At 61.4% G+C, this 9,523-nt stretch carries 10 protein-coding genes; all 10 read left to right on the top strand.

Going from position 1 to position 9,523, the window contains the following annotated elements:
• The first annotated feature begins 407 nt into the window (after nucleotides 1-407).
• The 10 genes from rpmH to SM130_RS22260 all read left to right on the top strand — a co-directional run bounded on the left by rpmH (nucleotide 408) and on the right by SM130_RS22260 (nucleotide 9,523).
• On the top strand, nucleotides 408-542 hold the full coding sequence (gene rpmH / locus SM130_RS22305) for a 50S ribosomal protein L34 (RefSeq protein WP_102826730.1): 135 nt from the start codon (nucleotides 408-410) through the stop codon (nucleotides 540-542).
• A 14-nt stretch (nucleotides 543-556) separates the two neighbouring features.
• Nucleotides 557-952 carry a ribonuclease P protein component gene (gene rnpA / locus SM130_RS22300; RefSeq protein ID WP_102826731.1) on the top strand — a complete coding sequence of 132 codons (396 nt, stop codon included), beginning with the start codon at nucleotides 557-559 and terminating at the stop codon, nucleotides 950-952.
• Complete coding sequence (yidD, locus tag SM130_RS22295; RefSeq protein ID WP_038665252.1) at nucleotides 945-1,190, top strand: membrane protein insertion efficiency factor YidD; 246 nt, start codon at nucleotides 945-947, stop codon at nucleotides 1,188-1,190. Before rnpA ends, yidD begins: the two co-directional genes overlap by 8 nt.
• A 2-nt stretch (nucleotides 1,191-1,192) precedes the next feature.
• A complete protein-coding gene (gene yidC, locus SM130_RS22290) occupies nucleotides 1,193-2,863 on the top strand; it encodes a membrane protein insertase YidC (RefSeq protein ID WP_102826732.1) in 1,671 nt (556 codons plus the stop codon).
• 72 nt (nucleotides 2,864-2,935) lie between these two features.
• Complete coding sequence (gene mnmE / locus SM130_RS22285; RefSeq protein WP_102826733.1) at nucleotides 2,936-4,303, top strand: tRNA uridine-5-carboxymethylaminomethyl(34) synthesis GTPase MnmE; 1,368 nt, start codon at nucleotides 2,936-2,938, stop codon at nucleotides 4,301-4,303.
• A 272-nt stretch (nucleotides 4,304-4,575) separates the two neighbouring features.
• Complete coding sequence (gene mbhE, locus SM130_RS22280) at nucleotides 4,576-6,885, top strand: hydrogen gas-evolving membrane-bound hydrogenase subunit E (protein WP_102826734.1); 2,310 nt, start codon at nucleotides 4,576-4,578, stop codon at nucleotides 6,883-6,885.
• Nucleotides 6,882-7,283 (top strand): MnhB domain-containing protein, encoded by a 402-nt coding sequence (locus SM130_RS22275; protein ID WP_102826735.1) that lies wholly within the window; start codon nucleotides 6,882-6,884, stop codon nucleotides 7,281-7,283. The genes mbhE and SM130_RS22275 overlap by 4 nt, the downstream gene beginning before the upstream one ends.
• A gap of 1 nt (nucleotide 7,284) precedes the next feature.
• A complete protein-coding gene (locus SM130_RS22270; RefSeq protein WP_102826736.1) occupies nucleotides 7,285-7,668 on the top strand; it encodes an NADH-quinone oxidoreductase subunit K in 384 nt (127 codons plus the stop codon).
• On the top strand, nucleotides 7,665-9,185 hold the full coding sequence (locus SM130_RS22265) for a proton-conducting transporter membrane subunit (protein WP_102826737.1): 1,521 nt from the start codon (nucleotides 7,665-7,667) through the stop codon (nucleotides 9,183-9,185). Before SM130_RS22270 ends, SM130_RS22265 begins: the two co-directional genes overlap by 4 nt.
• The gene (locus SM130_RS22260; RefSeq protein WP_102826738.1) at nucleotides 9,182-9,523 is read left to right on the top strand and encodes a Na+/H+ antiporter subunit E; all 342 of its coding nucleotides are present in this window, start codon (nucleotides 9,182-9,184) and stop codon (nucleotides 9,521-9,523) included. The genes SM130_RS22265 and SM130_RS22260 overlap by 4 nt, the downstream gene beginning before the upstream one ends.

Below are 9,523 nucleotides of genomic sequence, written 5' to 3'. Positions count from 1 at the left end.
CGACATATCCAGGGGAAAAATCGCACACCGCTGGAACCCTGTTGATAACTAGCCATAAGGGCAGTGTTCAAGCCTGTTGAAAACCCCTGAGAGAAAAGCGCTGTGGATATCTATTCATTTAATCCACAGGTTACGCAGAAGCTCTGCACGCGATGGGCACCGCTTACCCACCTGGTTTAGTTTCTCTGAAAGCCCCACCAATGTTGCGCTGCAGCGTCCTATCCACAGAAAATGGCCTCTACATACATAATCACTACATCTTAAGAGCTTATATTTCTTTTCCTTTTTATTTTTTCAAGCAGATGGGACTGGTTGGAAATTGACCTGGCCTGACAGCTTCTCTACAATCGCCGGTCTCTTAAAAGGGGGCCATTCCGGCCCGCGATGGATCACCAGGTAAACGCACCATGAAACGCACTTTCCAACCCAGCACCATCAAGCGCGCTCGTACCCATGGCTTCCGTGCCCGTATGGCCACCAAGAACGGCCGTCTAGTTCTGGCGCGTCGTCGCGCTAAAGGCCGTAAGCGTCTGACCGTCTGACATCGGAACAGGTAGTGAGTCGGGGCTTCGGCCGGGAAAAGCGACTGCTGACTCCCCGCCAATTCAAGGCAGTCTTCGACTCCCCTTCCGGTAAGGTGCCTGGCAGGAACGTCCTGCTGTTGGCACGAGAAAACGATCTGCAGCACCCCCGCCTCGGGCTCGTGATCGGCAAGAAAAGCGTCAAGCTTTCGGTGGAGCGTAACCGCATAAAGCGGCAGCTACGTGAGACCTTTCGCCATCATCAGCCGGAACTGGCGGGCTGGGACATCGTGATCGTCGCTCGCAAGGGATTGGCAGATCTGGACAATCCCGAACTGGCGAAGCAATTCGCCAAGCTCTGGAAGCGACTGTCACGCAGCCCATCCAAGACCGCCGTCGAACCTGGAGCCGCCAACAGCACCCATGCGTAAATTGGCCATCGCTTCGATCAAGGTCTATCAGTACGCCATCAGTCCAATGATGGCCAGTCACTGCCGTTTCTATCCAAGCTGCTCCTGCTATGCACTCGAGGCCATCGAAAATCATGGTCTGTTGCGTGGCGGCTGGCTGAGTCTGCGCAGGTTGGGACGCTGCCACCCGTGGAATCCCGGTGGCTACGATCCCGTGCCTTCCCATAACACTTCCAATTCATCTCCGATGGCCGAGTAACCATGGATATCAAACGCTCGATACTGCTCGTAGCACTAGCAGTCGTTGCCTACCTGATGGTTCTTCAATGGAATCAGGACTACGGTCAGGCAGCGTTGCCGACCGAAACCGCGCAAAGCCAGCCAGGCGTTCCGGCTCTCCCGGAGAGTCCCAGCGCTTCCAGCGAAGGCACTGTTGGCGACGTGCCAACAGTGGCCGGCCAACAACAGGCCAGCGCGTTGCCGACCACCGAACCGAGCAACCAGCTGATCCGCGTGCGGACCGATGTTCTGGATGTGGCCATCGATCCGCGTGGGGGGGACATCGTCGAGCTGCGTCTGCCGCAGTTTCCTCGTCGTCAGGATCGTCCTGATGTACCGTTTCAGCTGTTCGAACGCAGCGGCGAGCGCACCTACGAGGCACAAAGCGGCCTGATTGGTGATGGTCCGGACCAGGCCAGCGGCCGTCCTCAGTACAGTAGCGAGAAGACCGAATATCAGCTGGCCGAAGGCGAGAATCAGCTGGTCGTCGATCTCAACTACAGCGCTGACGGCGTCAACTACATCAAGCGTTTCACCCTTGAGCGCGGCAATTACGCGCTGAAAATGAACTACCTGATCGACAACCAGAGCGAGCAGCCCTGGACCGGTTATCTGTTCGGCCAGCTCAAGCGCGACAAGAGCGGCGATCCCTCCTCGAGCACCGCGACCGGAACCGCTACCTACCTCGGTGCCGCGCTTTGGACCAAGGATGAACCGTATCGCAAGGTTTCCATGGGCAACATGGACGACAAGAACCTGCGTGAAACCGTTCAGGGCGGCTGGATCGCCTGGCTGCAGCACTATTTCGTCACCGCCTGGATCCCTCAGGCTGATGACACCAACCAGGTGCAGACGCGCAAGGACAGCCAGGGCAACTACATCATTGGCTTCACCGGCCCGGCCGTGACCGTAGCGGCAGGCGCTCAGGGTGAAACCGGTGCCACGCTGTATGCCGGTCCGAAGAGCCAGGACAAACTGGAAGAACTGTCGCCCGGTCTGCGTCTGACCGTCGACTACGGCATCCTCTGGTTCATCGCACAGCCGATTTTCTGGCTGCTGGGTAACATCCACGCACTGCTGGGGAATTGGGGCTGGTCGATCATCGTGTTGACCATCGTCATCAAGCTTGCCTTCTTCCCGCTCTCTGCCGCCAGCTACCGCTCGATGGCCCGCATGCGTGCCGTATCGCCGAAGATGCAGGCACTCAAAGAGCAGTTCGGTGATGATCGCCAGAAGATGTCCCAGGCGATGATGGAGCTGTACAAGAAGGAGAAGATCAATCCGCTGGGCGGCTGTCTGCCGATTCTGGTGCAGATGCCGGTATTCCTGGCGCTGTACTGGGTATTGCTGGAAAGCGTGGAGATGCGCCAGGCACCCTGGATGTTCTGGATCACCGATCTGTCGATCAAGGATCCGTTCTTCATCCTGCCGATCATCATGGGCGTGACCATGTTCATTCAGCAGCAGCTGAACCCGACGCCACCGGATCCGATGCAGGCACGGGTGATGAAGCTGTTGCCGGTCATCTTCACCTTCTTCTTCCTCTGGTTCCCGGCTGGTCTGGTGCTGTACTGGGTCGTCAACAACGTCCTGTCCATCGCTCAGCAGTGGTACATTACTCGGAAGATCGAGGCGGCGGCGAAGCTAGCCTGACGCCTGCACCGACAATACAGAACGCCCCTTGATTGGGGCGTTTTGCTATCTGCCATCCACAAAGGAGGCCGCATGAATCCAGTTCGCGACACCATCGCCGCTGTCGCCACAGCCCCGGGACGCGGAGGGGTTGGCATCGTCCGCGTGTCGGGTCCGCGTGCCAAGGCCATCGCGATTACCCTGACCGGCCGTGAGCCAACGCCGAGACACGCACACTACGGCGCGTTTCATGCCGACGACGGCGAAGTGATCGATGAAGGCCTGCTGTTGTTCTTTCCGGGACCGCATTCATTTACCGGCGAAGACGTGCTCGAACTGCAGGGGCATGGCGGCCCGGTTGTGTTGGATATGCTGCTGCAGCGCTGCGTCGAACTTGGCGTTCGACTCGCGCGCCCCGGTGAGTTCAGCGAGCGCGCATTTCTTAACGACAAGCTCGATCTCGCGCAGGCCGAAGCCATTGCCGACCTTATCGAAGCGAGCTCGGCGCAGGCGGCACGCAATGCAGTGCGTTCGCTGCAAGGCGACTTTTCCCGACGGGTGCATCAACTCACCGAGAAGCTAATTCAGCTGCGTATCTACGTCGAAGCGGCGATCGACTTCCCGGAAGAGGAGATTGATTTCCTTGCCGATGGCCATGTGCTCGGACAGCTGAATGGCGTACGCGATGAGTTATCCACAGTGTTGCGCGAGGCCGGGCAAGGGGCCTTGCTAAGGGACGGCATGACCGTGGTGATCGCCGGGCGGCCCAATGCCGGGAAGTCCAGTCTGCTCAATGCCCTGGCCGGCCGTGAGGCCGCCATCGTCACGGACATCGCCGGAACTACCCGCGACGTGTTGCGCGAACACATCCTCATCGATGGCATGCCGCTGCATGTGGTCGATACCGCGGGCTTGCGTGCCACCGAGGATCAGGTCGAGCGCATCGGCGTGCAACGTGCCCTCAGCGCAATCGGCGAGGCAGACCGCATCCTGCTGATGGTCGATGCCAGTGCACCTGAGGCGGCAGACCCGCTCGCACTATGGCCCGAGTTCCTCGATTGCAGCCCCGAGCCGAGCCGAGTGACGCTGATCCGTAACAAGGCCGATCTCAGCGGGGAGGCGATCGCACTTAGCGTCAACGCCAACGGCCAGGTGACGCTGAGCCTGTGCGCGCGTTCCGGCGAAGGCATCGAGCTGCTACGCGAACATCTGAAGCACTGCATGGGTTACGAGCAAACCGCCGAGAGCAGTTTCAGCGCGCGGCGCCGCCATCTCGATGCGCTGCGTCTGGCCGAGCAGTATCTTCAGCACGGCCACGCTCAGCTGACGCTGGCCGGGGCGGGCGAGCTGCTGGCCGAAGACCTTCGTCTGGCGCAACAGGCGCTGGGCGAGATCACCGGCGCGTTCAGCTCCGATGACTTGCTCGGACGCATCTTCTCGAGCTTCTGCATAGGCAAGTAACAATTGCAGAACCGTCCGGGCAACCTCGTCCGGACGGCGCTTCGACCCTTTCTTCGCAGCGTGACGCCCCTGCCTAACCTCGCTACAGGCGGCAGTCGCGCTGGCCTTGCGCCGTTTCTGGTTTCGCCACTCGTCATCTCCTGACCCTTATCGCGGCCAACTTGCCGTTGCGGCTGACATAGCTGGTAACAGCCGTCGGCGCATCCTTTGAACTACCTTTGTTATCAAAACACGCAGCCGTTTCCAGCAATCCACGACAAGAGGATGACGCCGTGCTTGCTGCATTGCTCATTTCATTCCTGGGGGCAATTCTCGCCAGGTTCATCGTCAGCCGTACCTTTCCCTATGGGGGATGGGTCGCCGCGCTGTTGCCAGCCGGGCTGTTTCTGTTCTTTCTGGCGAAGGGCGCCAGTCTTCCCGAAGTCGGTGTCATCACCGAGACCCTCGACTGGGTGCCAGCGCTGGGCATCTCACTGACCCTGAGACTGGATGGCTTCGCACTGCTGTTCGTTCTGCTGATCACCGGCATCGGCACGCTGGTGACGATCTACGCGGGTGCCTACTTCTCGCATTCGCCAAAAGATGAAGCCGCGCGCTTCCTGACCCTGATTTTGCTGTTCATGACAGCCATGCTGGGGACTGTGCTGTCCGACAACCTCATCGTCATGTTCGTGTTCTGGGAAGCGACCAGCCTGTTGTCATTCATGCTGATCGGTTTCAACTCGCACCGCGCGCAAGCACGCAAGGCCGCGCTGCAATCGCTGATCGTGACCGGTGGCGGCGGCCTGGCGCTGTTCGGTGGCATCCTCTTGATCGGTATCGCTCTGGGCACCTTTTCGCTATCCGAAGTCGCGCAGCGTGCGCCTGAGCTGCTGGCCAGCCCACTGGCCGTGCCAGCGATGATCCTGATCATGCTTGGCGCGTTCACCAAGTCCGCGCAGCTGCCGTTTCATTTCTGGCTGCCTCAGGCCATGGAAGCACCGGCACCGGCCTCGGCCTTTCTGCACTCGGCGACCATGGTCAAGCTGGGCGTGTACCTGCTGGCCCGTTTCGATCTCATATTCGAGGGTATTCCGGCATTCGGCGCGACTCTGGTGATCGTCGGCAGCCTGACCATGTTGGTCGCCGCGGTACGAGCGCTGTCCACTGACGGCTTCAAGGAAGTCCTGGCGCATTCCACGGTGGGCTCGCTGGGCGTGCTGGTGATGCTGATCGGGCTGGATGGCGACTATTCGGTGACTGCGCTGATTGCCTTCATCATCGCCCACGCGCTGTACAAGGCGGCACTGTTCTTCTGCGCCGGAACGACCATCCATGCAGTAGGCGATGGGCGGCTGAGCAAGATCGGCGGGCTGGCCCGACGCCTGCCGATGACCACCCTGGCGGCCGGCATGGCAGCGATCTCGATGGCCGGACTGCCGCCGACGCTGGGCTTCATCACCAAGGAGTACCTATTCGAAAGTCAGCTGAATGCCTCGACCGGCTGGGTAGTAGTCGCCGTGGCGGTACTGGTGAACGCGGTATTCGCGGCCATTGCCGGGGTTGCGGCAATTCGTCCCTACTACCTCGGCAAGGCGCGTAGCGAGGTGAAGCATCCGGAAACGCTGGGCCTGTACCTCGGACCGCTGGTACTGGGAGGGCTGGGTTTCCTGTTCGGTCTGGCGCCGGACTTCCTCGTGCGCGGGCTGATACAACCGGCCAACGACGTACTGGTCGGGCATACCGTGGATTTGTCCTTCTCGCTCTGGCACGGCTTCACCCCGATGCTGGCCTTGAGTGCCACCGTGGTCGCCTTCGCCGGCGGGCTGATCGCCTACTGGCATCGCATCCACTACGCGCTGTCGCTGAAAAAGGCGCTCGCGCGGGTGCTCGGCGATTTCGGCTTCAACGCAGCATTCGCCGGCACGCTGCGCCTGGCTGAGCGCTGCACGAGGTTGCTGCAGAACGGTGACCAGCATCGTTACACGTCCACGGTGGTGGCCGCGGTGCTGCTGATTATCGCCTACGGCGTGTGGGCCAGCGGAACTCGCCCAGTCATCTCCATGACGGGCGGACGCTTCGATGTGCCCTCGATCATCGTGCTGCTGCTGATGTGCCTGGGGGCCTTTGCCGCCACACGTACGCCATCGCTGCTACGCGCAATGATCGCGGTTGGCGTTGTCGGGTTCGGATCGGCACTTATCTTCTTGCTCAATGGCGCGCCAGACGTTGCGCTCACCCAGTTCTCGGTCGAGGTACTGATGGTGCTGATCCTGGTGGCATTGCTGCTGCGGGTGCCGGAGCGCGCCGCCTCGACCCGCAGACCACGGGAGAAACGTCTCGATATCCTGCTCTCGGCCGGTTTTGCGCTGGTGGTGTTCGTCGCGCTGGCTGCCACGGTGGCGCTGCCGCTGGATGGACGGATTTCCGATTTCTATGCCGCAACCAGTTACCTCGAAGCCCATGGCCGCAACGTGGTGAACGTGGTGCTGGTGGACTACCGCGCCATCGACACCCTGGGCGAGGTGGTGGTGGTGGCCTTCGCCGCGATGAGTGTGTGGGGGCTTCTACGGGCGCTGCCGCGCAGGAGGACCACGCCATGAATTCGCTGATCTTCGCCGCCTTCTCGCGGATCCTCTTCTGCCTGATGCTGATCGTCTCGGTGTACGTGCTCTACCGCGGTCACAACGAGCCGGGTGGCGGTTTCGTTGGTGGCCTGATCGCCGCAGCCGGGTTCGCCACACTCGCGCTTGCCCGCGGCGTGGACGTGGCCCGCGCCACGCTGCGCTTCGAGCCGATGACGGTGATCGGCTTCGGCATCCTCGCCGCGCTGCTTGGCGGGCTGCCTGGCCTCTGGCTGGACGACTCGTTCCTCGCTCACCAGTGGGCGATTCTCGGCAGCGTTCATATCGGTACCACCTTGCTGTTCGATATTGGCGTCTACCTGGTCGTGCTGGGCGGCATCCTTTCTCTGATCCTGCGTTTTTACGAGGGCCTCTGACATGCATCTGCTCTTTGCATTCGCTATCGCCATCGTTGCTGGCTGCAGCCTGTACCTCATCCTGTCCCGCCATATCGTGCGGATCCTGCTGGGCGTGACCATGCTCTCGGCGGCGATCAATCTGGTCATATTCCTGTCCGGACGGATCGTTTCGAACGCACCGGCAGTGATCCGTGCAGGCGAGACTAGCTTGGCAGCCGATGCCGCCAACCCGCTGCCTCAGGCACTGGTGCTCACCGCAATCGTCATTGGCTTTTCGCTGACCGCCTTCTTTGCCGCCCTGGCATTGCAGACCTACCGCAGCGTGGGCAGCGTCGATACGCGCGATATCGATGCAGCCGAGCGCCTGGGTTCGCCATTCCCGGCAACTAAGGATCGCCTGTGACCGAATTTCTGATCCTGCATGCGCCGCTCTGGCCGGTACTGCTGCCGATTCTCGGCGCGGGTCTGGCGACTTGTCTGTGGAAACATCGCCGCGCTCAACGCGTGGTTACCGGGCTGTGCATAACTTTTCTTTTAGCGGCCTCGCTCTGGTTGCTCGCGGCGGTGTACCAACAGGGCGTGCTGGCGATCCGCTTTGGCGACTGGGACGCGCCCTTCGGTGTGGTTTTCGTTGCCGATGCCCTGTCTGCTGCCATGGTTTCGATCACGGGAATTCTCGCCGCTGCGGTGATGACCTTCGGCCTCGCCGACATACGCCGCCGCGAGGAACAGGCAGGCTTCTATCCGCTGATGCTGGGCATGCTGGCGGGGGTGAATGGCGCCTTTCTCACTGGCGACATCTTCAACCTGTACGTCTGGTTCGAAGTGATGCTGATCACCGCGATGGGCTTGCTGTCGATCGGCCGCAACCGCGCACGGCTCGATGCGACGGTGCGTTACGCGGTGCTCAACCTGTTCTCCACCCTGCTGTTTCTGACCGGCGTAGCGCTGCTCTACGGAGCGACCGGTACGCTGAACATGGCGGATCTGGCGCGGGTGCTGCCCGAGACAGAACCATCGATCAACCTGACGCTGTCGGCGCTGCTGCTGCTCTGTGGCTTCGGCATAAAGGCCGGCTATTTCCCGCTGTTCTTCTGGCTACCGGCGTCGTATCACACGGCTTCGATCACGGTTTCGGCGATCTTCGCCGGGCTGCTGACCAAGGTCGGCGTGTACGCCTGTTTCCGCGTCTTCACCCTGATCTTCAGCGTCGAGGATAGCGGCATCCGCGAGATCGTCGCGGTGCTGGCCGCCGGCACCATGCTGTTCGGGGTGTTTGGCGCGGCGGTGCAGTGGGACGTGCGGCGGATCCTCTCGTTCCACATCGTCAGCCAGATCGGCTACATGCTGCTGGGCTTGGCCATATCCACCCAGGCGGCACTCGCCGGGGCGATCTTCTACATCATTCATCACATCATCGTGAAGGCGAATCTGTTCCTACTTGCCGGCGCCATCCACCGGGCATCCGGCACCTTCGATCTGCGCAAGAGCGGTGGTCTGATGTACCGCAACCCACTGTTGGCCGCGCTGTTTCTAGTACCGGCCTTGTCGCTGGCCGGCTTGCCTCCGCTGTCCGGTTTCTGGGCGAAGTTTCTGGTAATCGACGCGAGCTTCCGTGCCGGCGAACACTGGCTGGCCGGGTTGGCGTTGTTTGTCGGCCTGTTGACGCTCTATTCGATGAGCAAGATCTGGATGGAGGCCTTCTGGAAGAAGCCTGTGCTGCCACGGGCCGAGGCCCGCCGGGTGCCGTTACCGATGCTGCTGGCTATCGCCTCGCTCGGAGCGCTGACGCTGGTGATCGGCTTCATGCCGCAACCGCTGATCCTCTTCTCGCAAACTGCCGCCGCGGCACTGCTGGAGCCCAGCGCATACCTCTCGGCGGTGCTGCCGCCCAACCCGATCCAGGAGGCTCGCCCATGACCGGCCTGCTGCGCCGAGTGCTCGACGTGGTCGAACTGCTCGGCATTTACCTGTACGAGCTGATCGTCTCTTCCGTCGCGGTGGCCGCCGCAGCTTTCTCGCGTGCGCCGAACATGCAGAGTTCGATCATCGCAGTACCGATCGAGCTGCGCACCGATCTGGGCGTCGCCGTGCTCGCCAGTCTGGTTTCGCTGACGCCCGGCAACTGCGCGCTGCACGTCAGCGAGGATCGTCGCGTGCTTTATGTGCACGCCCTGGATGGCCGGGCACCAGACCAGATCATCGCGTCGATCCGGCAGGTCTTTGAACGCCGCATCGCGCGCATCGAGAGGTGGTGA

The sequence above is a fragment of the Stutzerimonas stutzeri genome (assembly GCF_038561965.1).
In the GTDB taxonomy this organism is placed as follows: domain Bacteria; phylum Pseudomonadota; class Gammaproteobacteria; order Pseudomonadales; family Pseudomonadaceae; genus Stutzerimonas; species Stutzerimonas stutzeri_AA.
Note: the sequence above shows the minus strand (reverse complement) of the source record. Positions and strands in the feature narration are given on the sequence as shown.

Bases quoted from the DNA above. Each gene is read 5' to 3' on its own strand.
- mnmE (WP_102826733.1), top strand. From the start codon at position 2,936: ATGAATCCAGTTCGCGACACCATCGCCGCTGTCGCCACAGCCCCGGGA.
- SM130_RS22275 (WP_102826735.1), top strand. From the start codon at position 6,882: ATGAATTCGCTGATCTTCGCCGCCTTCTCGCGGATCCTCTTCTGCCTG.
- rpmH (WP_102826730.1), top strand. From the start codon at position 408: ATGAAACGCACTTTCCAACCCAGCACCATCAAGCGCGCTCGTACCCAT.
- yidD (WP_038665252.1), top strand. From the start codon at position 945: ATGCGTAAATTGGCCATCGCTTCGATCAAGGTCTATCAGTACGCCATC.
- yidC (WP_102826732.1), top strand. From the start codon at position 1,193: ATGGATATCAAACGCTCGATACTGCTCGTAGCACTAGCAGTCGTTGCC.
- SM130_RS22260 (WP_102826738.1), top strand. From the start codon at position 9,182: ATGACCGGCCTGCTGCGCCGAGTGCTCGACGTGGTCGAACTGCTCGGC.
- SM130_RS22270 (WP_102826736.1), top strand. From the start codon at position 7,285: ATGCATCTGCTCTTTGCATTCGCTATCGCCATCGTTGCTGGCTGCAGC.